General features: G+C 59.6%; 17 protein-coding genes. 11 read left to right on the top strand and 6 right to left on the bottom strand.

Annotated elements, in window-relative coordinates:
- The first annotated feature begins 47 nt into the window (after positions 1-47).
- The 4 genes from ACR3ES_RS11825 to ACR3ES_RS11840 all read left to right on the top strand — a co-directional run bounded on the left by ACR3ES_RS11825 (position 48) and on the right by ACR3ES_RS11840 (position 6,585).
- Positions 48-3,422: a YhdP family protein gene (locus ACR3ES_RS11825; protein ID WP_480425380.1), complete on the top strand. Its 3,375-nt coding sequence runs from the start codon at positions 48-50 to the stop codon at positions 3,420-3,422.
- A 43-nt stretch (positions 3,423-3,465) separates the two neighbouring features.
- Positions 3,466-4,512, top strand: coding sequence for a tRNA preQ1(34) S-adenosylmethionine ribosyltransferase-isomerase QueA (queA, locus tag ACR3ES_RS11830; RefSeq protein ID WP_170432671.1), 1,047 nt, complete (start codon positions 3,466-3,468; stop codon positions 4,510-4,512).
- A 113-nt stretch (positions 4,513-4,625) separates the two neighbouring features.
- Positions 4,626-5,897: an MFS transporter gene (locus tag ACR3ES_RS11835; protein ID WP_170432668.1), complete on the top strand. Its 1,272-nt coding sequence runs from the start codon at positions 4,626-4,628 to the stop codon at positions 5,895-5,897.
- Positions 5,898-6,006: 109 nt separating this feature from the next.
- Complete coding sequence (locus ACR3ES_RS11840) at positions 6,007-6,585, top strand: DUF924 family protein (RefSeq protein ID WP_170432663.1); 579 nt, start codon at positions 6,007-6,009, stop codon at positions 6,583-6,585.
- Here ACR3ES_RS11840 and ACR3ES_RS11845 read toward each other — a convergent pair.
- A complete protein-coding gene (locus ACR3ES_RS11845) occupies positions 6,582-7,016 on the bottom strand; it encodes a hypothetical protein (RefSeq protein WP_480425382.1) in 435 nt (144 codons plus the stop codon). The genes ACR3ES_RS11840 and ACR3ES_RS11845 overlap by 4 nt on opposite strands.
- Positions 7,017-7,230: 214 nt before the next feature.
- On the opposite strand from ACR3ES_RS11845, the gene lpdA reads away from it, so the two are divergent.
- Positions 7,231-8,625 carry a dihydrolipoyl dehydrogenase gene (gene lpdA / locus ACR3ES_RS11850; RefSeq protein ID WP_170432657.1) on the top strand — a complete coding sequence of 465 codons (1,395 nt, stop codon included), beginning with the start codon at positions 7,231-7,233 and terminating at the stop codon, positions 8,623-8,625.
- 134 nt (positions 8,626-8,759) lie between these two features.
- On the opposite strand, the gene ACR3ES_RS11855 is transcribed toward lpdA, so the two are convergent.
- A complete protein-coding gene (locus ACR3ES_RS11855; RefSeq protein ID WP_170432654.1) occupies positions 8,760-10,145 on the bottom strand; it encodes a dipeptidase in 1,386 nt (461 codons plus the stop codon).
- 333 nt (positions 10,146-10,478) lie between these two features.
- On the opposite strand from ACR3ES_RS11855, the gene hemA reads away from it, so the two are divergent.
- The 3 genes from hemA to ispG all read left to right on the top strand — a co-directional run bounded on the left by hemA (position 10,479) and on the right by ispG (position 14,234).
- Positions 10,479-11,702: a 5-aminolevulinate synthase gene (gene hemA, locus ACR3ES_RS11860; protein ID WP_170432651.1), complete on the top strand. Its 1,224-nt coding sequence runs from the start codon at positions 10,479-10,481 to the stop codon at positions 11,700-11,702.
- 130 nt (positions 11,703-11,832) lie between these two features.
- A complete protein-coding gene (locus tag ACR3ES_RS11865) occupies positions 11,833-13,041 on the top strand; it encodes a helix-turn-helix domain-containing protein (protein ID WP_480425384.1) in 1,209 nt (402 codons plus the stop codon).
- A gap of 71 nt (positions 13,042-13,112) precedes the next feature.
- The gene (gene ispG / locus ACR3ES_RS11870) at positions 13,113-14,234 is read left to right on the top strand and encodes a flavodoxin-dependent (E)-4-hydroxy-3-methylbut-2-enyl-diphosphate synthase (RefSeq protein WP_170432645.1); all 1,122 of its coding nucleotides are present in this window, start codon (positions 13,113-13,115) and stop codon (positions 14,232-14,234) included.
- Positions 14,235-14,352: 118 nt separating this feature from the next.
- Here ispG and ACR3ES_RS11875 read toward each other — a convergent pair whose 3' ends face one another.
- The 3 genes from ACR3ES_RS11875 to ACR3ES_RS11885 form a co-directional block, all read right to left on the bottom strand.
- Entirely contained in the window at positions 14,353-14,913 is a 561-nt protein-coding gene (locus tag ACR3ES_RS11875; RefSeq protein WP_480425385.1) for a CHAP domain-containing protein, read from the bottom strand.
- A gap of 277 nt (positions 14,914-15,190) precedes the next feature.
- Positions 15,191-15,949, bottom strand: coding sequence for a DsbA family protein (locus tag ACR3ES_RS11880; RefSeq protein WP_170432642.1), 759 nt, complete (start codon positions 15,947-15,949; stop codon positions 15,191-15,193).
- Positions 15,946-17,328, bottom strand: a complete 1,383-nt coding sequence (locus ACR3ES_RS11885; protein ID WP_170432639.1) for a M48 family metalloprotease — start codon at positions 17,326-17,328, stop codon at positions 15,946-15,948. Before ACR3ES_RS11885 ends, ACR3ES_RS11880 begins: the two co-directional genes overlap by 4 nt.
- On the opposite strand from ACR3ES_RS11885, the gene ACR3ES_RS11890 reads away from it, so the two are divergent.
- The 3 genes from ACR3ES_RS11890 to ACR3ES_RS11900 all read left to right on the top strand — a co-directional run bounded on the left by ACR3ES_RS11890 (position 17,327) and on the right by ACR3ES_RS11900 (position 22,360).
- Entirely contained in the window at positions 17,327-18,490 is a 1,164-nt protein-coding gene (locus ACR3ES_RS11890) for an aminotransferase class I/II-fold pyridoxal phosphate-dependent enzyme (RefSeq protein WP_170432636.1), read from the top strand. The genes ACR3ES_RS11885 and ACR3ES_RS11890 overlap by 2 nt on opposite strands.
- Positions 18,491-18,554: 64 nt before the next feature.
- Entirely contained in the window at positions 18,555-19,775 is a 1,221-nt protein-coding gene (locus ACR3ES_RS11895) for an N-acetylmuramoyl-L-alanine amidase (RefSeq protein WP_170432633.1), read from the top strand.
- 95 nt (positions 19,776-19,870) lie between these two features.
- On the top strand, positions 19,871-22,360 hold the full coding sequence (locus ACR3ES_RS11900; RefSeq protein WP_480425388.1) for a penicillin-binding protein 1A: 2,490 nt from the start codon (positions 19,871-19,873) through the stop codon (positions 22,358-22,360).
- Here the strand turns inward: ACR3ES_RS11900 and ACR3ES_RS11905 are convergent.
- Positions 22,354-23,187, bottom strand: a complete 834-nt coding sequence (locus ACR3ES_RS11905) for an aminoglycoside phosphotransferase family protein (protein WP_170432626.1) — start codon at positions 23,185-23,187, stop codon at positions 22,354-22,356. The two genes, ACR3ES_RS11900 and ACR3ES_RS11905, sit on opposite strands and share 7 nt — an antisense overlap.
- Positions 23,188-23,199: the final 12 nt, after the last annotated feature.

A 23,199-nucleotide genomic window follows, 5' to 3' on the forward strand; every position in this document is an offset into this window, starting at 1 on the left:
CGATAGCATAGGGCGATGCTGGCAGGTTGAAAGGCGTGGATAGCAAATTGGCACAACAGAAAGACGAAAGTGCCGAACAGGCGGACAAACCTCCGCGCCGCCGCTCACGCCGCCGTGCCGCCGGCCTCTGGGCAATGCGGGGGGCCGTGGTGCTGGTATTGCTGGCCGTTTTCACCGGTTTCATGGTCATTGGCCAGCGCTTGCATGCGCCGGACTGGTTACGGGACCGGGTTGAACATCGGCTTGAGCAGAATCTTGGCGGCCTGCAGATCCGTTTTGGTGACGTAAGTTTCATTATCCACGAAGGCTGGCGTCCGCGCCTGCGTTTGACGGGGGTCAGCATTAGTGATGCGGCGGGTCAGCAAATTGCACAAGTCTCCGACATGCGGGCCAGCCTCGCCATGCGTCCCTTGCTGCGCGGCCACATTCGTCCCAAGCGGATCATCCTAAGCGGCGCTCAGATCGCCCTGACGCGGGGGTTGGACGGGGCTTTGACCCTCACCGTGGGTGCGGGCAGCGCACCGGTTCAGGAGGCGCCCGACCTCGCCCAGCTCATAGAAGCGTCAGATGAGGTTTTCCTGTCTCCGACCCTATCTGCTCTGACATCGGTGGAACTCGATGCGATCACGTTGGACTATCAAGATTTGCGGCTGGGCCGTTCCTGGGTGCTGGATGGCGGGCACATTCAGGCCACCCGCAGCGCCAGCGAGGTGCGTTTGGCAACCGGGTTCTCAGTGCTTGCCGGGCGCGATTTCGCCAGCGCGATCGAGGCGAATTACACAAGTGTCCTTGGAACCCCCGAGGCTAGGTTTGGTATCTCTGTCACCGATTTCCCGGCCGAGGACATTGCCGGTCAAAGCCCCGCACTGGCCTGGCTACAGGTGCTGAGAACGCCCATTTCGGGCGCATTGCGCGGCAGTATTGACGGCGACGGCGCGGTTGGATCTGTTTTTGCGACGCTCAACCTAGGCGCTGGCGCGGTGCAGCCCAATCCAGAGACGCGGCCTGTGCCATTCGAGTCGGCGCGTACCTATTTTACCTATGACCCACGGCAGCAAGTGCTCGACTTCAACGAAGTGTCCGTGGTCTCGGCCTGGGGTTCGGTTCAGGCCGAAGGCAAGGCATTCCTGCAAGGGGTCGAAAACGGGGTGCTGGACAGTCTCGCGGCGCAGCTGCGTCTGACGGGGATCAATGTGAACCCGGCCAATCTGTTCCCCGAGCCGCTGAACCTGACGCGCGCTGATCTGGATTTTCAGATGAAGTTCGCTCCATTTTCATTGCGCCTTGGCGAGATGACGCTGGAGGATGCGGACCACAGGGTGCGCGCCTCCGGTAATCTGGTCGGGTTGGCCGAAGGCTGGTCCGTGGATTTGGATGCCCATCTCGATCAGATGACATCGGATCAGGTTCTGGATTACTGGCCCGAATTGCTGGCGCCGAAACCCCGGAAATGGGTCACGGAAAACCTGTACGAGGGCGAATTGTCCGACATGGATTTCGCCTTGCGCCTGCGCCCCGGATCGAAACCGGATGTTTATCTGGACTTCGGATTCGACAAGGCCAAGATTCGGTTCGCCAAAACACTGCCGCCCATCGAGGCCGCCCAGGGTCAGGCGATTCTGATCAACCGGCGGTTCACGGCCACGGCGGAAAGCGGCGTGGTGATGGCCGACGCGGGCGGCGCGGTCGATGCATCGGGCACGTCCTTCATCATTCCCGACACTGAAATCAAGAAAGCCGCACCAGCCATCGCCCGGATCACCGCAAATGGGAGCGTGACCGCTGCGCTGTCGCTGTTGGATCGCCCCCCGCTAAGTGTCCTGACCAAGGCCGGGCTGCCAGTCGATCTGGCGGATGGAACCGTTTCGCTGGCTGGGACGCTGTCGCTGCCGATGGTCAAAGGACTGAAATACGAGGACACTCAGTTCCACTTCACCGGAGACCTTGGAAACGTCAAAAGCGAACGTTTGGTGCCCGGCTTCCCGGTCAGCGCAGATTTGCTCTCCCTCAGCGGCGATCAGACCGGCGTTGAGATTCAAGGGCAGGGCCTGTTCGGCACGGTCCCGGTCGAGGCGCTCTGGCGGCAACCGGTTGATGGCAAGTCGGCGCAGCGCAGTGAATTAACGGGTCAGATCGAATTGTCACCTCGGTTGATGGATGAAATCAATGCCGGTTTGCCACCGGGTCTGCTGACCGGACAAGGTACGGCAGACATCGAGTTGGGCATCGGGGCAGGAGAGCCCCCCAAGCTGTCGGCGTCTTCCGATTTGGCAGGTGTCATCCTTGCCATTCCTGAACTCGGATGGCGCAAAGGGTCGGGCGGTACCGGTACGCTGACGGCCGAGGCAACCCTCGGGGATCAACTCAGCGTGGACTCGCTGCGGGTTGATGCCGCAGGGTTGCGTGCAACCGCGTCGATCTCGTTCCGCGACGGTGGTGATCTGGACCGGGTGCGGTTCAGTTCCTTTGATCTGGGCAATTGGCTTGCGGTTCCCGCGGAAATTGTCGGGCGTGGGGCGGCTGCGCCAGATATCCGTGTCCTTGGTGGCGTGATGAATCTCGGGCGTGCCACCTTTGGTGAAGGCAGCGGTGGTGGCGGAGGAGGGGCAGCTGCCCCCAAACTCGACGTGACGCTGGACCGTTTGCAGGTCACGGACTCAGTTGCACTGACGGGGTTCAAGGGCGGGTTTACCACCAGCGGAGGCGTCAGCGGCGCCTTCTCTGCACAGGTCAACGGCGGTGCACCGGTGCGCGGACAGGTGACCCCGCGCGGCGCGCGCAGCGCCGTTCGTCTGACCTCGGATGATGCCGGTGCGGTGCTCAGATCCGCCGGGCTGTTGACACAGGCGCGGGGCGGCGATCTTGATCTTCAGCTTGAGCCGGTCAGTGCCCCCGGCAGCTATGATGTGATCCTGAAAATCGTGAACACGCGCATTCAGGACGCCCCGGCAATGGCGGCATTGCTGAACGCGATCAGCCTGGTCGGGCTGCTGGATGAAATGGCCGGTCAGGGCATTTTCTTCTCGTCCATAGACAGCCGTATGCGGATCACCCCAACCGAGGTAAAAGTGCTCAGCGGCAGCGCCGTGGGGCCGTCGATGGGGTTGTCCTTTGACGGAACCATCGACACCGTCGCCGGAATTCTCGACCTGCGCGGGGCAATCTCACCGGTTTATCTGGTCAATGCGATTGGCAGTGTATTCACGCGCAAGGGCGAGGGGATCATCGGGTTCAATTATACGCTTAAAGGACCGCTGGCCGACCCTCGGGTCTCGGTGAACCCTCTGTCCGGCCTCGCGCCCCTGTTCCTGCGCAACCTGATGCGCGCGCCTGCGCCCACTGTCACAGATGGACCGAATGCGCAGCCGCAGAAACCTGATGAGCCAAAACGCACGTTCGGGTCCCCGCCCAGAGATAACTGAACGGCGTATGGTCGAATCTGTTGTGGCCCTGTAAGGCGCCCCCATGAAACTCAGCGACTTTGATTTCCACCTGCCCGAAGATCTGATCGCAACGCGGCCCGCTACCCCGCGATCCTCGGCCCGTCTGCTGGTGGCGCAGGGCGATGCGGTCACCGACAGTCACGTCTTTGACCTGCCCAATTGGCTGCAGCCCGGCGACCGGCTGGTATTGAACGACACGCGGGTGATCCCGGCGCGTCTGAACGGTCGACGCCACCGGGACAGCGCGCAGGGTCCGGTTTCAGCCGCTATCGAGGCAACCCTGCTAGAGCCGCAAGCCGACGGGACTTGGGCGGCGCTGATCAAGCCGCTCAAAAAGGTGAAGCCGGGCGAAGAGATTGTATTTTCAGACCAGCTGAGCGCAACGCTGGATCGGATCGAGGACGGTCAGGCTTTTCTGCGCTTCAACCTGACGGGCGAGGACTTTGACGCCGCGTTGGAGCAGGTCGGTGCAATGCCGTTGCCCCCCTACATCGCGGCCAAGCGCCCGGCGGATGAACAGGACAAAACCGACTACCAAACGATCTGGGCCCGCAATTCCGGCGCGGTGGCCGCCCCGACTGCATCGCTTCACTTTGATGACGCGTTGCTGACGGCCTTGGCGGCGCGTGGTGTCACCTTCAGCCATGTCACCCTGCATGTGGGCGCGGGCACCTTCCTGCCTGTGAAGGTGGAGGATGTAACCACCCACAAGATGCACGCGGAATGGGGCAGGGTCAGCGCCACGGCCGCCGCCGAAATTCGGGCCACGAAAGCGGCCGGCTACCGGGTCATCCCGGTTGGAACCACCGCATTGCGCCTGATCGAAAGCGCCGCGCGCACCGGCGAGATCATGGCGTGGGAGGGCGAGACGGATATCTTCATCTATCCCGGCTTCCGGTTCCAGATCACCGACGCGCTGATGACCAATTTTCACCTGCCCAAGTCCACCTTGTTGATGCTGGTGTCCGCATTGATGGGGCAGGATCGGATGCGCGAAATTTACGCGCACGCCATTGAAAAACGCTATCGGTTCTTCTCCTACGGTGACTCGTCGCTTTTGATCCCCTGAAAGACGCGTTCACAGGATCAAATCTCCGGAATGTCGTAGACAAGCGCGACCAGTGCGGTTTTTGATCGCAGGAACAGCACGTAACTCAGGTCGATAAATACCCGGAGGCCGCTATGATTCAGGTCCTGTCCAGCGCGTGGGCTCTGCTCCTCGGCATGGGTCTTCTGATGGTCGGAAACGGCCTTCAGGGTACCATTCTGGGTGTGCGCGGCGAGATTGAGGGGTTTTCGACCCTTCAGATGTCTTTCGTTATGTCCGCCTATTTTGTCGGTTTCCTCGGCGGGTCCCGGCTGGCGCCGGAAATGATCCGACGGGTCGGTCACGTCCGGGTGTTTGCGGCGTTGGCCTCATTCATCTCTGCCGTCATGATCATGTATCCGATGCTGACCGACCCGATCGCCTGGATTCTGGGGCGCGTCATTATCGGGTTCTGTTTTTCGGGTGTGTATGTGACTGCCGAAAGCTGGTTGAACAATGCCGCCAGCAATGAGAACCGGGGCCAGGCCCTGTCGCTCTATATGATCGTCCAGATGACGGGCATTATCAGTGCACAGGCCCTGATGCTGCTGGGTGATCCTGCAGGCTACGAAACATTTGTGATTGCGTCGATCCTTGTCTCGGTGTCCTTTGCCCCGATCCTGCTGTCGATTTCGCCGACGCCAGCTTTTGACACCACCAAACCGATGACTCTGCGCGAACTGATGAGCAAGTCGCCAATGGCATGCGTTGGCATGTTCCTGCTGGGTGGCGTGTTTTCCGCGCAATTTGGCATGGCGTCGGTCTACGGAGCCCGCGCCGGTTTGACGCTGGTCGAAATATCGACCTTTATCGCCGCTTTTTATGTGGGTGCTATTGTCCTGCAATATCCGTTGGGTTGGGTTTCCGACCGGATGGACCGGCGGTTTCTGATCCTTCTGGTTGCGGTGACCGGCGGATGCAGCGCGATGGCGGGCATGATCTTCGGCGTGACCTTTCCCATCCTTCTTGTGGCCGCATTCGTCATTGGCGGTATGTCGAACCCGCTCTATTCACTGCTCATCGCCCATGCGAACGATTTCCTCGAACACGAAGACATGGCGGCGGCCTCGGGCGGGCTGGTGTTCATCAACGGTATGGGCGCAATTGCCGGGCCACTGATCACCGGCTGGCTGATGGGCGATGCGATATTTGGCCCGCCCGGGTTTTTCCTGTTCATTGCCGCCCTGCTTTTCCTGATGGGCGGCTATGCCATGTACCGCATGACCCAGCGCGCGGCGATCCCGGTGGACGAGACCGGCACGATGTCTCCGTTGTACCCAACAGCATCGCCGGTCGCGCTGGAAGTGGCACAGGAAGTTGCCATCGAAGCAGCCGAGGCCGAACAGGACGCGCAGGATACCGCCTAGGACACGAATTTATGTCGTAAGTGTTGCAATATGTTACTGTAACACTTCTGTAAAACGGACTTAAATGACGCTACGTCCCTGGGGAGGGCATAAGACGGAGTTTAGGGCAATGGTAGGGCCTGAAGACGTATTGAGTTATTGGTTAGACGAAGTTGGTCCCAAGGGTTGGTATCTGCAGGATGACGCGCTGGACGCGGACATCCGAGATCGGTTTCTGGACACCTGGACAGCGGCAAATGAGGGTAAGTACTCGCTCTGGCTGACCTATCCCAGCGGGTCGCTGGCTTACATCATTTTGACGGATCAGTTTCCGCGCAACATGTTTCGCGGCGATGCGCGCGCCTTTGCATCGGACCGCGCCGCGCTGGCAGCGGCAAAATGTGCGGTCGACAAGGGCTGGGATCTCAAGATCGACGAGCCGGCCCGGCAGTTTTTCTATCTGCCGATGATGCACTCGGAAAACCTTTGCGATCAGGAGCGTTGCGTGCGCCTGATGTGTCAGAACATGACCAGCGGAGATTCCAGTAACCTGTTGCATGCACGGGCACATCGCGAGGTGATCCGCAAGTTTGGCCGGTTCCCATACCGCAACGAAGCATTGTCACGCCCCATGACAGAGCATGAAGCCGCTTATGTCGATATGGGCGGGTATGGCACCACCGTGCGCGAGCTGCAGGCCGCCGGCTAGGTTGCCGGGACGCAACCCCGAATGGACATCGCCCGGTCGGCAATTGCGTCGGCCGTTGTGTTGATGGCCTGATCGATCAGAATGTCCGGTGACTGGGCCATATCCGCAAACCGGGCTTGAGTAGCTTGCAGTGTTTCTTCGACCGCATTCAGTCGGTCCAAGGTGGCAGTGATGCGCTCGACCGTTGCCGCGTCGACTGTGTCACCTTCCAGTTGAATTGTCGCCAAATCGCTGCGCAGCGCAGCCAATTCCCCTCGGATCCCCTGCGCCTGTTCCTGAAGGGGTGCCACGGTTTCAAGGGTCTCGGAAAACCGGTCGGTGATACCGTCTACTGTCGACGCCAGTTTCCATCCCAGAAACAAACATAAGGCCACTAGGATGAGTGTTGCGTTCAGCAATGCGAGCAAGAGGTCTTTGAATGTTTTGGCCATGATGTGCTTTCGAATGACTTGTGATCAAGAAAAGCCGGGCAGGCCCGACCCTTCTGTTCTAGCCTTTGTGCTGCCTCGGGTATAGGCTGAAACCTGCACCGTCTGACGGTGCCGACCCTGCGTCGCTTTTGTCGCGGGATCACCGTGTTGATGCGCTGCAAAAAATAGTTTAATGGTAAACTAATTTGCAATCGACCTGCGCCGAGAGGGACACATGGCTGCACAATCTTTTGATCTGATCGTAATCGGTGCCGGTCCGGGCGGCTATGTCGCGGCCATCCGCGCGGCGCAGCTGGGGCTGAAAACCGCTGTTGTTGAACGTGAGCATCTGGGCGGCATCTGCCTGAACTGGGGATGTATTCCGACCAAGGCGATGCTGCGGTCGTCCGAAGTGTTCCACCTGATGGAACGCGCCAAGGATTTTGGCCTCAGCGCCAGCAAGGTCGACTACGATCTCGACGCTGTTGTGAAACGATCGCGTGATGTGGCCAAGCAACTGACCAGCGGGGTGGGGCATCTACTGAAGAAACACAAAGTCACCGTTGTGATGGGCGAGGCCACGATCCCCTCCAAGGGCAAGGTCAGCGTCAAAACCGAAAAGGGCACCGAGGATCTGACGGCCAAGAACATCATCCTTGCGACCGGCGCGCGGGCGCGCGAATTGCCGGGGCTGGAGGCGGATGGCGATCTGGTCTGGACCTACAAACATGCCCTGATGCCACCGCGCATGCCCAAAAAGCTGCTCGTCATCGGGTCCGGTGCGATCGGGATCGAGTTTGCCAGCTTCTACAACACACTTGGCGCGGACACGACGGTTGTCGAGGTGATGGATCGTGTCCTGCCGGTGGAAGACGCGGAAATCAGCGCCTTTGCCAAAAAGGCGTTCACCAAACAAGGCATGACCATCATGGAAAAGGCGATGGTCAAACAGTTGGACCGCGCCAAGGGCAAGGTGACGGCGCATATCGAGGTCAAGGGCAAGGTCGAGAAACACGACTTTGACACCGTGATCTCGGCCGTCGGCATTGTTGGAAACATCGAGAATCTGGGTCTCGAGGCGCTGGGCGTGAAAATCGACCGGACCCATGTCGTCACCGATGAGTATTGCCGCACGGGCGTCGAAGGTCTCTATGCCATCGGCGATATCGCCGGGGCGCCCTGGTTGGCGCACAAAGCCAGCCACGAAGGCGTCATGGTTGCGGATCTGATCGCGGGTCAGCATGCGCATCCGGTCAAACCGGAAAGCATCGCAGGCTGCACCTACTGTCAGCCGCAAGTCGCATCCGTCGGGTATTCCGAAGCCAAGGCCAAAGAACTCGGCTATAACATCAAAGTCGGGCGCTTTCCCTTCATCGGCAATGGCAAGGCGATTGCGCTGGGCGAGCCAGAGGGCATGATCAAGACCGTCTTTGACGCCAAAACCGGCGAGTTGCTGGGCGCGCATATGATCGGCGCGGAAGTTACGGAATTGATTCAAGGCTATGTGGTCGGTCGCCAGTTGGAAACGACGGAAGAAGATCTGATGAACACTGTCTTCCCGCATCCGACACTGTCAGAGATGATGCACGAAAGCGTCCTGGACGCCTACGGTCGCGTCATCCACATGTAAGAAAAGGGGGGCTTTGCCCCCGGCACGCCAAGCCGCGCCTCCCCCAAGATATTTTCAGCCAGATGAAGCGAGGGATCCGGTCTTCATCTGGCCACAAATATCTCGGAGCGCGAGGCAGAGCCTCGCAAAAAACTCTACTTGGTCAAAGCATCCAGAATGCGCGCCCAGGATCGGATGCCCTTGTGAAAGCTTTTGACGTCATATTTCTCGTTTGGAGAATGGATCGCGTCGTCATCGTTGGCATACCCGACTAGCATCGAATCCAGTCCGAGCACGGAGTTGAAATACCCGACAACCGGAATTGATCCGCCCATTCCGGTGAACACCGCCTCGCGGTTCCATTCGTCCGACAACGCACCGCGCGCCGCCTCGAATTCCGGGCGGTCCAAATTCATGACAGAAGCCGGTGAGCCGTCGAGATCTCCGTCCCAGACGACTTTCGCATCCGGGGACAGGTGCGCTTCCACATGTTTGCGAATTTTGTCGCGCAGTAAGTCGGGATCCATATCGCCCACAAGGCGGCAGGTGATCTTGCAATGGGCCTCCGATGGAATCACCGTTTTGGTGCCCGCACCATTATAGCCACCCCATAACCCGTTCACCTCAAGGGTCGGACGCGCCCATTGTTGTTCAAGCGTTGAATAGCCCTTTTCTCCGTGCGCCTGGGTGTAACCGACCGAGTTCAGATACTCCGCCTCATCGAACCCACAGCCTTCCCATTGCCTCAGCTGTTCTGCAGGGACGTCGTGGACACCTTCGTAGAACCCGTCTACGGCAACGCGGCCGGTTTCTTCGTCATGGAACGAAGCGACGATTTTCGACAATTCGCGCAATGGATTGAGGCCCGGTCCACCATAGTGTCCCGAATGCAGGTCGATACGCGGGCCGATGATTGTGAATTCGTCTTTCAACATCCCCCGCAGTTGCGACGCAATCGACGGCACGCCACGAGACACCATCGACGTATCGCAGACCAGTGCCAGATCGGCCTTCAGCTCAGCCGCATTTTCCTTGAGAAATGGCACCAATGACGGAGAGCCAGACTCCTCCTCGCCTTCAAAGAAAAAGGTGATGCGACAGGGCAGGGCGCCATGAACAGCTTTCCAGGCGCGGCACGCCTCGACGAATGTCATCAACTGTCCTTTGTCGTCCGAAGACCCGCGCCCCCGAATGACCGGTCCGTTCTCTGTGTCTTCGATCGCCGGATCGAACGGATCGCGATTCCAAAGTTCCAGCGGATCAACCGGCTGGACATCGTAGTGTCCGTAAAACAAAAAGTGGGGCCCGTCGCTGTCTTCGCCAACATGCCCAACAACCATCGGGTGACCTGGAGTATCTCGTTTTTCTGCCGCAATGCCGATGCTCTTCAGGTCGGCAACCAGCCAGTCTGCGGCCTGGCTGACCTGCGTTTCATAGCCAGGGTCGGTCGAGATGGACGGAATGCGCAGCAGTTCCATCAAACGGTCGATCGAGGTTTGCAGATCGTCATCGATCCGGCTCAGCACGGCGTCTAGCGACATGGCGGTCTCCTGCAGGGATTGTGTTTGCGGCACCCTATCAGCGTGGCCAGCGCCGTCCAGTGGGCGGGGCCGGGAAACTGGTCTCCCATCGGAAACCCGTTGATCCGATCCGGGGTGCCTGCGTCGTTTCCTCGCGTCTGTTGGCCGTAACTTTACTTGTCGGAGCGGGCGCAAGCTTATATTTGATGCAAATCAAAGTTGGGTTCACCGGTTCGGCTGTAGGCAGTTGGTATCAAAGAACGCAAAAAATCGCTAAAACAGTGTAAACTGTCAAAAGCGGTAGACTAATTGCCCGGGTTCGGACCGCCGCACCGGGCATTCAAGGAGGGTCCGTTGGACTATACTGCTCAGCTCGATTCAGCGATTGCCAGGCTGCATGACGAAGGACGTTACCGGACCTTTATCGATATTGAACGCCGCAACGGGCATTTCCCCCATGCGGTGCGGACCCGTCCGGACGGGACGCATCAGAATGTCACCGTCTGGTGCGGCAATGACTATCTGGGCATGGGGCAAAACCCGGTTGTGCTGGAGGCAATGCACGAAGCCGTCGATGCGGCTGGTGCAGGGTCGGGCGGCACCCGCAATATCTCGGGTACGACGGTCTATCACAAACGGCTGGAGGCGGAACTGGCCGATTTGCATGGTAAAGAGGCCGCTCTGTTGTTTACCAGCGCCTACATTGCCAACGACGCGACGCTCAGCACGCTGCCGAAACTGTTCCCCGGTCTGATCATTTATTCCGACGCGCTGAACCATGCCTCGATGATCGAGGGCGTGCGTCGCAACGGCGGGTCTAAGCGTATCTTCCGTCACAATGATGTGGCTCACCTGCGTGCATTGCTCGAAGCGGACGACCCGGCAGCGCCCAAGCTGATTGCATTTGAATCCGTGTATTCGATGGACGGCGATTTTGGGCCCATCGAAGAGATTTGCGATCTGGCCGACGAGTTCGGCGCACTAACCTATATCGACGAGGTGCATGCCGTCGGCATGTACGGCCCGCGTGGCGGTGGCGTAACCGAGCGGGACCGTCTGGCTCACCGCATCGACATCATCAATGGCACACTCGCCAAGGCCTTTGGTGTCATGGGCGGATACATCGCGGCCAGCGCGAAAATGTGTGACGCCGTTCGGTCTTATGCGCCGGGCTTCATCTTCACAACTTCTCTGCCGCCCGCCGTTGCCGCCGGCGCCGCCGCTTCGGTGGCCTATCTCAAACAAGCGCCAGAATTGCGTGAGCAGCATCAGACCCAGGCCAAAATTCTTAAGCTGCGGCTGAAGGGAATGGGCCTGCCCCTGATCGATCACGGCAGCCATATCGTGCCGGTGATCGTCGGTGACCCGGTGCATACCAAAGTACTCAGCGACCGGTTGTTGGAGGATTACGGCATTTATGTGCAACCGATCAATTTCCCGACTGTCCCACGGGGAACAGAACGCCTGCGCTTTACCCCATCTCCGGTGCACGGACCCGGCGAATTGAACCGTCTGGTGCAGGCGATGGACGAACTTTGGTCACATTGTGCGCTAAATCGCGCCGAACTTGCCGGCTAACCTCACGCCAACGTGTGCAACTTGTTTGTCGCGTGTTAAGCTTACGCTAACAAAAGTAGCGGACGAATCGTTATGGGGACGAGTCACCGTTAGCGTGGAACACACGTGAAGGCAGAATGGGGCAGCAGGGATGATTGGGCGCAAACCACAGCGCGAATCCGAAGGCGAAACGGATGTCAGGCCGAAAGGTTTTGACGACTATGAGGTTCGGCTTGGTGATATGATGCGCGGCGAGCGCGCGACCATGGGAAAATCCCTGCTGGACGTCCAGCGAGAGCTTCGGATCAAAGCCAACTACATAGCGGCCATCGAAAATGCCGACCCTGATGCGTTTGACACACCCGGCTTCATCGCCGGGTATGTGCGTTCTTATGCCCGTTATCTCGGGATGAACCCGGACGAGACGTTTAGTTCGTTCTGTCAGGAAAGTGGATTTGAGGTTGCGCACGGCATGTCCGCCGAAGCGTCGGTGGTGCGCAAAGGGTCCAGTGATTTGCCATCGCGCGGGCCGATGGGACGTGATCCGTTCATCTCACCCAATACGCCCTATATTCCCGGCAAGGAATCCTTCGTCAGTCAGATTGAACCGCGCGCCATCGGCTCGTCTCTGGTTCTGTTGGCCCTGATCGGTGGCATTGGATATGGCGGATGGGCTGTGCTGAACAAGATCCAGCAGGTGCAGGTCAGCCCGGTCGAACAGGCGCCTGTGGTTCTGTCCGATCTGGATCCGCTTGATGCGGCGCGCAACAGCAGCGATGAGGTTGAAACCGCCAACGCCCCGAGCACCGAGGCATTGGATCGCCTGTATCGTCCGCAAGCGCTGGATGTACCGGTTCTTGTGGCGCGGGATGCGCCTATTTCCACGCTCGATCCACGGACGGTCGGCACGTTCCGACCACCGGAATTGCCTGCGGTCGAACTGGCCGAAGTGCACACGGTCGAAAGACCGGCCTTACCCCAGGTGGTCGAGCAAATCGATACCACGCTAAAGATTGTTGCCGTTGACCCGGCCTGGATGCGCGTGACGGCCGCGGATGGCAGCGTGATTTTTGAGGGTACGCTGGGGACGGTGGAACAAGGCAGTGTGTTCGAAGTGCCGCTGACCGAAGAACCGCCTCTGCTGCGCGCCGGGGCATCCGGTTCAGTGTTCTTTTCTATGAATGGTGCGCACTACGGACCAGCCGGCGCTCCGGGAACGGTCGCCAAAGGCGTGGTTCTCTCCAAGGATGCGGTTTCCGAGGCCTATGCCGTGGCCGATCTTGAGGCCGAGCAGAACAGCGCACTCAAGCAATTGGTGGCTGAGCTGCGAACCGAAGCGACAGAAGAGCCCGCCGAGTAATCCAGCCATTGCGGTACCACCCTTGCCGGACTATCTAAAAGCTCAACTCAGGTAGTTGCGGACCCAACCTAATGTCGCTTAATCACGTACGCCCCTGGCGCGATATCTATCGCCGCAAATCGCGGCAGATCATGGTCGGCAACGTGCCAGTCGGGGGCGACGCTCCGATCGCGGTCCAGACCATGACGAATACGCTTACGACCGACGTGGCGGCGACGGTTGCGCAGGTTCAGGCTGCCGCCGAGGCTGGCGCGGATATCGTGCGGGTGTCCGTTCCGGACGAGGCGTCGTCATCCGCGTTGAAAGAGATCGTGCGCGAAAGCCCGGTGCCCATCGTCGCCGATATCCACTTTCATTACCGCAGGGGGATCGAAGCGGCCGAGGCCGGTGCGGCGTGTCTTCGGATCAACCCGGGCAACATCGGCAACGAGGCGCGGGTCAAAGAAGTGATCCAAGCCGCCCGCGACCATAACTGCTCGATCCGCATTGGTGTAAACGCGGGCAGTTTGGAAAAGCACCTTCTGGAAAAATATGCCGAGCCGTGCCCCGAGGCGATGGTCGAAAGCGGTTTGGAACATATCCGTATCCTTGAGGACAACGACTTTCACAATTTCAAGATCAGCGTGAAAGCCAGTGACGTGTTCTTGTCGGCTGCGGCGTATCAGGGCATTGCCGACGCAACGGACGCACCGATCCATCTGGGGATCACCGAGGCAGGGGGACTGGTCAGCGGTACCATCAAGTCCGCGATCGGTCTGGGCAACCTGCTGTGGATGGGTATCGGTGATACGATCCGGGTCAGCCTGTCCGCCGATCCGGTCGAAGAGGTGAAAGTCGGCTTTGAAATTCTGAAATCGCTGGGCCTGCGCCATCGCGGCGTCAACATCATCTCGTGCCCGTCCTGTGCCCGGCAAGGTTTTGACGTGATCAAAACGGTCGAAGCGCTGGAGCACCGGCTGGAGCACATCAAGACACCCATGAGCCTGTCAATTATCGGCTGTGTTGTGAACGGCCCGGGCGAGGCGCTGATGACAGATGTCGGTTTTACCGGCGGCGGAGCGGGATCGGGCATGGTCTATCTGGCGGGCAAGGCAAGCCACAAGATGTCGAATGATCAGATGATCGACCACATCGTGGAAGAGGTCGAGAAGAAAGCAGCTGAGTTGGATGCGTTAGCTGAGGCGGCTGAGTAACTGGGTTACCGGTAGAAACACTAAAGAAAAGCGGCGATTGCCGCGTTGCTGTGCGGAGGGCTATGCCTACGCATTGTGACAGATACAAGATGCGCCTGTGGCGCATCCAAAAATTGGGCTACTCGCCGAATATTGGATAAATGAACCCGTTGACCGGATAGTGACTGCCGTATTGCCCGGGCTGGCTTTCGACCCGGACCAGCGTCCAGTCGTTGTTTTTGGATACGTCCTTGACGCTCATCCTCAACGACACTCTGTTGCGGTGCCAGTTGGCGTGGTTAATGATGACTTCACGCTCGGTGACAATATCCGATACCACCGCCACATGGCCCAAGGGCATTCCACGGGTTGCCCGAAATGACATCACCGACCCCACAACCGGTTCATTGCCCCGATCAAAGATGTTGCGTGCCTTGCCCCACCAGTCTTTCGCGTTGCCGCGAATTTCAATGCCGCTGAGGTTGCGGGCGTAGGGTACGCACCATACGCGGTGCCCCAGTGCCTGCTTTCTTGAGACCTCTTGCAGCGCCATTGCCTGGCGTTCCGGGTCAAGATCCGCGTCGGTCGGACCCTGAGCGCAGGCGGACACAAGCGCAACCAGTCCCAGCGCAATCGCCGCGCGGGCGATGCGGGGACCGTGTGGCCAAATCGTGTCTGTTTTTCGAACGCGGTTTTGCAAGAAACTTCATTGCCGGTTTGAGTGGTGACAAAGTTTTATTGTGATCTTGCGGAGTATGAAAAGAGGGTTGCGAACACCCGGCAGGATTTTGCTGTTTCAATGTGCTGACTGTGTGCCAAGGGCCACACTAGACAGGCCGTAGACGTCCTCAGCGACGAACACGACGTTGGAATAAAGCGCTCACAAAAGGCTTAGGTCAAAAAACAGCGGCTTTTGTGTCAAAAGCCGCCTGGGTCACATACCGATGTGGCTTAAGGGCGGCATGCCGCCCCCGCGCTTACCCCTGTTCAGCCCGAACACCGTTTGCGATCTGCAACATCTGATCGGCCGGCAAAAAGCCCCGCAGCATTTCGGTGCCCAAAACAAACGAGGGCGTGCCGGAAATCTGCATGCGCTGCGCCAAAGCGCGGGTCTGGGTGATCTCATCGGTGACCTGATCGCTGTCCATCGCCGCAATGATCGCGTCGCTGTCCAGGCCCAGGCCGTCCGAAATGCGGCGCAGTGTTACTTCGCTGGGCTCTCCGGTGAATTCCAGCAGGGCGTCGTGCACTTGTTTATAGGCGTCATCGCCAGCGACATGCTTTGTCGCAACCGCAAAACGCGATGACATGACCGATGCGTCGCCCAGAATCGGAAACTCCTTGATCACCAGACGGATATTGCCGTCCTCGTTCAACAGGGTCTCCACCTCGGGCACCGCGCGACGGCAATAGCCGCAGCGATAGTCCATGAACTCGACCAGGGTAATATCGCCCTCGGGGTTGCCGCCGACCCAACTGTATCCGTCATTGAACAGCTCATCGGCATTTGCGGCGACCAGCTCTTTGTCTGCCAGCGCCTCGGCTGCCGCGTTTTCCTGTTCGAGGATGTTGATCGCCTCAATGATCACCCCCGGGTTTTCCAGAAGGTACTCGCGCACCTGCGCGCCGAATTCGGCCTTTTCAGCCTCGCTCATGGCCGACAGGTCCAGCGCTTGCGCGGGTCCCGCGACCAGGGAAAGCCCCAGAAGGGCAGGTACAGCGTGTTTGAGGATCATCTCCGTTTCCTTTTGTCTTTGTTTGCGCGTTCCGCGGCAATCAACACATCCTGCGCCCTTTGCCAACCCGGTGAGCCTTCGGGCAGTTGCCCAACGGCCCGTCTTGCATGAATACCTGCGTCTTCCAACCGGCCTTGCAGGGCATAGCGTTCCGCCGTGACGGCTGACGCCATGCCGTTGTTTCCAACCTGAGCGTAGGCCGCGCCCAGATCGCGCATCAGGCGCGCATTGCGATAGTCACGCGCCCGTGCTTTTTCCAAGACTTGCAGGGCTGCTTTGGTTTGACCCTGCGCCAAAAGCGCGCGGCCATAGCCTGCCAGGATCAAGGGATCGTTGGGCGCCATATCCACGGCTTGACCATACGCTTTAACGGCTTCCTGTAATTGCCTGTTTTCCAGAAGAATTTGTCCTTTTAGCTCATAATAGAATGGATCATCCGGGCGAATGGCGAGCGCCTCGTCTATGGCCGCGCGTGCCTGGGCCAGATTACGGTTCTGGTGATGGGCCGACGCTTCGCGCATCATGCGAATATCGCGATCAGTTTCTTCCTTGGCCCGGCGCAAAGTCCAAGAGGGTGAGCGCAAAAAGGCCGACAGCTTGCCCTTGACCCGTGCAAACCAGTAGTCGGCGTTCGGGTTTGGCTGGGCCTTGTCGCCAAACTCGTCCAGAAACGCCTCGGCTGCGCGCAGACGTTCCCGGCTGGTGGGATGTGACCGCATATAGGGGTCCTGATTTGCAAAGCTCAGCAACTCCTGACCAGCGAATTTGCGGTGCAGCTTGACCATGCCGCTGGGAGAGATGCCCGCCCACCGCAGATAGCTGGCCGCGCTGCGGTCAGCCGAGGCCTCTTCGGCCCGTGTGTGGCCCAGAAAACTGCGCAGGGCTGAGGCCTGCGTGCCTGCGGCAATGCCTGCCGCCGCTTCGCCCCCACCTGCGGCTGCGGCGATCAATGCCAGGGCGGTTCCAAGACCGGCATTCCGCTGCGCAGCGCGCAGATTTTCCGCCCGGCGTGCCAAATGTCCGTTGGCGATATGTGCTGCCTCGTGCGCGATCACGGCCTGCAGCATTTCAGGGCTTTCGACCCCCAGAATCAGTCCGTAATTCAGATAGATAGCGTTGTAGTCGATGACAAAGGCATTGAACGTGCTGTCATTGACAACCAGGATGCGCACCCGGTTGGTGTTCAGGCCAGCCGCACGCAGAACCGGAAAGGCCAGTTCGCGCAGCCCGTGCTCGATGTCCGGGTCCCGGATCAGGCTTTGTGCATGGCTTTGTGCTGCCGCCGTCAGCCACATGACAACCGCCAGCATCAGGGCCGGGATTGACGCCAGCCGGGATACGCGTTCAAAAGCCATGGCTGCAACATGGGAGATGGGCATGAGAAACTCAACCCGGTCCGGGGTCGATCCGTTTATTGTGATGGACGTGATGGAGACTGCGCGCAAGGCGGAAGAGGCCGGACGCCACATCATCCACATGGAAGTCGGCCAGCCCGGAACCGGGGCCCCTGCGGGCGCGACTGCGGCATTGGCAAAAGCCATGCAGAAAGGCCCGCTGGGCTACACGGTTGCGCTGGGTCTTCCCGCGTTGCGGCAGCGGATCGCCCAGATGTACGGGGACTGGTACAACGTTGATCTGAACCCGGATCGGGTGGTGATCACTCCCGGGTCGTCGGGTGGATTTCTCCTGGCCTTCACGGCCCTGTTCGACAGTGGGGACCGCGTCGGCATCGGGGCGCCGGGCTACCCCTCGTACCGGCAGATTCTGAAAGCGCTCGGCCTTGTCGCGGTTGATCTTCCGACCGCGCCGGAAAACCGGTTGCAGCCTGTGGCGGCGGATATTCAAGGACTGGACCTGCGCGGCCTGATGGTGGCCTCTCCGGCCAATCCAACCGGCACCATGCTGGATCGCGCCGCAATGGGCGCTCTGATCGAGGCGGCACAGGGGCAGGGCGCATCCTTCATCAGCGATGAAATCTACCACGGGCTGGAATATGAGGCCAAAGCGGTGACCGCGCTGGAACTGACGGACGAGTGCTACGTTGTAAATTCGTTCTCCAAGTATTTCTCGATGACCGGGTGGCGCGTCGGCTGGATGGTTGTTCCCGAGGATCAGGTGCGCGTGGTCGAACGTATCGCCCAGAACATGTTCATTTGCGCTCCGCATGCCAGTCAGGTCGCCGCACTGGCGGCAATGGACTGCGAAGACGAGCTGCAGGGCAACCTGGATATCTATCGCCAGAACCGGGCACTAATGCTTGAGGGTCTGCCAAGGGCCGGATTTACCAATATCGCGCCGCCGGACGGTGCGTTCTACGTCTATGCCGATGTCTCTGACCTGACCGACGACAGCCGCGCCTTTGCCGCCGAGATTCTGGACAAGGCCGGTGTTGCGGTGACGCCGGGTCTGGATTTTGACCCGCAGCGTGGCCATGCGACGCTGCGGTTTTCCTACGCGCGTGCGACTGCAGACATCGAGGACGGGCTGGAGCGGCTGCTGAAATTCATGGCCGCACGCGGCGCAGTGTCCGAGCAGGTGTAACCCGTTCACAAACATTCTTTCTTAGTATAGGTTGGCCTCAACGATCTCGGGAAAACTTGAGGCCATGAGCAGGATTTTCTATTGCATAGCGCTGATCTGCGCGCTGGCGAGTGGTGCCGTTGCGCAGGATTTCAGCGCTCTGGCGCGCGTTCAGCCGGACCAGAGCCGGATCGTGGACGCCGGACGGTCGGGCGTTCGGGTCGACATTGGCCTCAGCCAAGGCGTTCCGTACCGCATATTCACGCTGCGGGACCCTTACCGTATGGTGCTGGACTTTCAGGAAGTCGACTGGACGGGTCTGGACCGTCAGAAGTTCCTGCAATCCGAGCGCATCAGCGGTGTTCAGTTTGAGGCCTACGTTCCGGGCTGGTCGCGGCTTGTGTTGGAACTGGGGGCCCCGATGGCCGTCGAGATGGCGGACATGCGGGTGGATGTTGCCACCGGCGCGGCAGTTCTGTCCCTGAACCTGAAAGGCACCGACTTTGACGCGTTCAACGCCAGTGCCGGCAAACCACGCAACCCGGGTTGGGATTTGCCTGAACCCGCAGACACGACCTACGTCTCTCCGCGCAACGGCAATGCACCGCTGCGCGTGATGCTGGATCCGGGGCATGGCGGTATCGATCCCGGGGCCGAGGTCGGCGGTATCAATGAAAAGACCATGATGCTGACATTTGCGCGGGAACTGCGTGAATTGCTTTTGCGCTCGGGCGGATATGAAGTGATGCTGACCCGTGTCGAGGATGATTTCGTTTCGCTGGAACGCCGCATCGCCTTGGCGCATCAGGCGGGGGCAGACGTCTTCATTTCGCTGCATGCAGATTCGCTGTCCGAAGGTCAAGCACACGGGGCGGCGGTTTACACGCTCTCCGAAGAGGCCTCGGACGTGGCCAGCCTGAAACTGGCCGAACGGCATGACCGTGGCGATCTGATATCGGGAATTGATCTGAATGGCACCGATGATCAGGTGACCGACGTCCTGCTGGATATGGCACGGCAGGAAACCAAACCGCGCACCACCGCGCTGGCACAGGCGCTGGCCAACGGAATGGCGCAGCAGGGCGGGCCGATGAACAGGAAACCGCTGCGCACGGCCTCTTTTTCAGTGCTCAAGGCTGCAGATGTGCCATCCGTGCTGGTGGAACTTGGGTTTCTATCCAGCCCACGGGACTTGAAAAACATCAAAGATCCTGAATGGCGCGCCAAAATGGCGCTGGGGCTGTACCGGGGTCTGGAAGCGTGGCGCCAGCAGGATCTGGTTCGGCAGTCGCTGATTGGACAGTGACCTGACGGCGCAAAACGGCTAGAATGCGCTATCGTGTTTTGACCCTGCGATGGCGCGACACTATATAGGCGGCACCGCGAGCAAAAGGCAGTAACGTGATCCGGTTCATTCTTTCGATTTTCGGGGCTATTTTCAGCCTTGTTACCTTGGGTATCTTCATGGCCGCGCTGGTTGTTGGCGCGGTGTTCTGGATGTACGGGCGCGACCTGCCCAGCCACGAGGCGCTGGCGCAATACAAACCGCCTACGATCAGCCGCATCTATTCGGGCAAAGGCCAGTTGATCGACGAGTTCGCACAGGAACGCAGGTTGTTTACCCCGTCCGAGGAAATCCCGGACCTTGTGAAACAGGCGTTCATCTCGGCGGAAGACAAGAATTTCTACACCCATCAGGGCTATGACCCGCGCGGAATCATCGCCGCCGGTGTCGAGGCCGTTAGAACCAAGGGCGAAACCGTACGCGGCGCGTCCACCATCACCCAGCAGGTGATGAAGAACTTCCTGCTGTCGGGCGACCGCCGGGCCGAACGCAAGATCAAGGAAATCATCCTCGCCACACGGCTTGAGGATACGCTGGATAAGGAACAGATTCTCGAACTCTACATGAACGAGATCTTTCTGGGCCAGAATTCCTATGGAGTGACCGCCGCCGCGCAGACCTATTTCAACAAGACATTGCAGGAACTGGCCCCGCATGAGGCGGCCATGCTGGCTGCAATGCCCAAGGCGCCTTCGGATTATCACCCCGTTCGGCAAAAGGAACGCCTGCTGGACCGCCGCAACTACGTGCTGCGCGAGATGCGCCAGAACGGTTACATCGATCAGGCGACTTTCGAGACTGAGGTCGAGATGCTCCTGCGCTCGGTCCAGAACGGCGACTTTGAAAGTTTCCGCACCGCACTGCCGCCGCGCGACTATTTCACAGACGAAATCCGTCGCCAGCTGAGCGTGGATTTTGGCGAGGGGGAGTTCTTTACCGGTGGTTTCACCGTGCGGGCCTCGGTCGATGAGGAAATGCAGGTCGAGGCTGCGCGTGCTCTACGCGAGGCGCTGCAGAAATACGATCTGTCGCGCGGTCAATGGCGCGGTACAGGTGAGGCGATTGCCGAAGAAAAGCTGGCGGATGAAACCCAATGGCGCGAGGCGCTGGCCCTGATGGAGATCCCACGCGATGTGGTGCTGCCAACGCAATGGTATCCGGCCGTTGTTCTGGATGTCGCGGATCAACAACTGACCGTGGGGATCGAGAACGGGCCGGCCGATGGAACAATCCCGAGGTCCGACATCAAATGGATGAAGGGCGACTTTGCCGCCAATTTCAAACGCGGCGACGTCATCCTTGTCATGGCCGGGGAAGAGGGCCAGTGGTCCGCGCGTCAGGTTCCCGAAGTGCAGGGCGCATTTGTGGCGATGGACGTGAACTCGGGTCGTGTTTTGGCGATGCAGGGCGGGTTCTCTTATCAGGACACCGTGTTCAACCGTGCCACGCAGGCACAGCGCCAGCCGGGCTCCAGTTTTAAGCCCTTTGTGTACGCCGCCGCGCTGGACAGTGGTTACAGCCCGGCGACGATCGTCGTCGACGCCCCGATTGAGGTGAACACGCCTCAGGGCCTGTGGCGCCCCAAGAACTCGACCAACAAGTTTTACGGACCTACGCCACTGCGCACCGGGATCGAACAGTCCCGGAACCTGATGACGATCCGATTGGCTCAGGAAATCACCATGCCGGTCGTCGCGGGGTATGCGGAACGCTTTGGTGTCTACGACCGGATGGGCGCGTTTCTGGCGAACTCGTTGGGGGCCGAAGAAACCACACTCTACAAAATGGTCGCGGCCTACGCGATGTTTGCGAATGGCGGCGAGCGGGTCGAACCAACGCTGGTCGACCGCATTCAGGACCGGTTCGGCAAGACCATTTACCGCCACGACGACCGGCAGTGCCTGGATTGCAATTCCAGCTGGCTGGAACCGGATGAATCGCCGCAGATTGTGACAGATCGCGATCAGGTTATGGACGCGATCACCGCCTATCAGCTGACCTCGATGATGAAAGGTGTCGTGGACCGCGGTACCGCGTCCAGCCGCGTGAACCTGCCAGTGCCGACCGCCGGCAAGACCGGCACGACAAACGACAACAAGGATGCGTGGTTCATCGGCTTCACGTCTAATATCGTCGCGGGCTGTTACATCGGGTATGACCGACCGCGCCCGATGGGGCGGGGCGGATATGGCGGCACAATGTGCGGGCCTGTCTTCCAGAGCTTCATGGAAAAAGCGGTTGAGAAATACGGCGGCGGTCCGTTTGAGGTGCCCCCGGGCGGCCAGTTCATCAAGATCGACCGCTTCAGCGGCGCGCGTCTGCCAGCGGACGCCACCGGAGACTACGTGGTGGCCGAATACTTCCGCGATGGTGTCGATGGATTTATTGACCGCGTCTATGACGGCGGATTCGCCATCGGTTCTGACCTGCCGCTGTTTGAAGAGGTGCAGCGAGCGGGCGTTCAGGTACAAACCTCAACCGGGCAGACCGTTATCGTGGGGCCGAAAGCCACGCAGGGCGATGTTACGACAGGTGGCCTTTACTGATCGCCGGCCTGTAAAAACAGCGTCAACAGATCGGCCTCTTTGTCTTGGGTGATCCGCCCGTTCGACCGCCAGAAAATCGACAAGGCGCATTTTGCGGCGGCCCATTTGGCCAGCCGCGCGCGCGATACCTCCAAGGCGTTGGCGTAAAGTGTCAGGCACGTGTCGATCTGGCTTGTCTGACGTACGAGGTCGGGCATGCCTTTGGGGTGGCGCAACGCGTTGGCCAGTTCAAAGGCCGGATCACCAATGTATCCCTTGGCGTCAATGACCCGTGGCCCGGCTTCTGTCAGAATGACGTTGTCGGGATGCAGATCGCCATGCAGCGGCACAACCGTCTCCTGTGTTTCCAAGAGCTTACGAGCGATATCCGTTGCGCGCGCCATGTCCCGCCTCAGGGGTTTGGCGCAGGTAGCCTCAAATCGGAGCTCAAAAAGCGGGGCAAACACGTCGGCCAATGGCTTTAAGCCACGCATGTCAGCAATCCGGTCGTTATGAAGGCGCTTTGCCGTCTGAGCCAACGTGCGCAGCGCAAATTCTGGTCGACCCTCCCGCGCGATATCGCCGAGCGATGGACCATCCAGCCATTCCATGAGGATCGCATTGTCGGCCTCTTCCAAGACTGTGACGGCACCTCTGTCTTGCCACCGCGCCAAAAGCGCAGATCCCGGGGCTTCGTTGCCCCGATCCGCACGCCGATAGAGTTTCAGCGCCGCAGTTGAGCCATCCCTACGCCTGACTGTCCAGACGCGCGCCGCACCGGTATCCGCAACAAGACTCAGCAAGGTGAGGTCCCATCGGTTCAGAAACTCTTGTTGTACGTCCTGCAATCGCGCCTCGCT

This window comes from Ruegeria sp. B1 (assembly GCF_056535885.1).

Bases quoted from the DNA above. Each gene is read 5' to 3' on its own strand.
- queA (WP_170432671.1), top strand. From the start codon at position 3,466: ATGAAACTCAGCGACTTTGATTTCCACCTGCCCGAAGATCTGATCGCA.
- ACR3ES_RS11835 (WP_170432668.1), top strand. From the start codon at position 4,626: ATGATTCAGGTCCTGTCCAGCGCGTGGGCTCTGCTCCTCGGCATGGGT.
- ACR3ES_RS11840 (WP_170432663.1), top strand. From the start codon at position 6,007: ATGGTAGGGCCTGAAGACGTATTGAGTTATTGGTTAGACGAAGTTGGT.
- ACR3ES_RS11845 (WP_480425382.1), bottom strand. From the start codon at position 7,016: ATGGCCAAAACATTCAAAGACCTCTTGCTCGCATTGCTGAACGCAACA.
- lpdA (WP_170432657.1), top strand. From the start codon at position 7,231: ATGGCTGCACAATCTTTTGATCTGATCGTAATCGGTGCCGGTCCGGGC.
- ACR3ES_RS11855 (WP_170432654.1), bottom strand. From the start codon at position 10,145: ATGTCGCTAGACGCCGTGCTGAGCCGGATCGATGACGATCTGCAAACC.
- ACR3ES_RS11865 (WP_480425384.1), top strand. From the start codon at position 11,833: ATGATTGGGCGCAAACCACAGCGCGAATCCGAAGGCGAAACGGATGTC.
- ispG (WP_170432645.1), top strand. From the start codon at position 13,113: ATGTCGCTTAATCACGTACGCCCCTGGCGCGATATCTATCGCCGCAAA.
- ACR3ES_RS11880 (WP_170432642.1), bottom strand. From the start codon at position 15,949: ATGATCCTCAAACACGCTGTACCTGCCCTTCTGGGGCTTTCCCTGGTC.
- ACR3ES_RS11890 (WP_170432636.1), top strand. From the start codon at position 17,327: ATGAGAAACTCAACCCGGTCCGGGGTCGATCCGTTTATTGTGATGGAC.
- ACR3ES_RS11885 (WP_170432639.1), bottom strand. From the start codon at position 17,328: ATGCCCATCTCCCATGTTGCAGCCATGGCTTTTGAACGCGTATCCCGG.
- ACR3ES_RS11895 (WP_170432633.1), top strand. From the start codon at position 18,555: ATGAGCAGGATTTTCTATTGCATAGCGCTGATCTGCGCGCTGGCGAGT.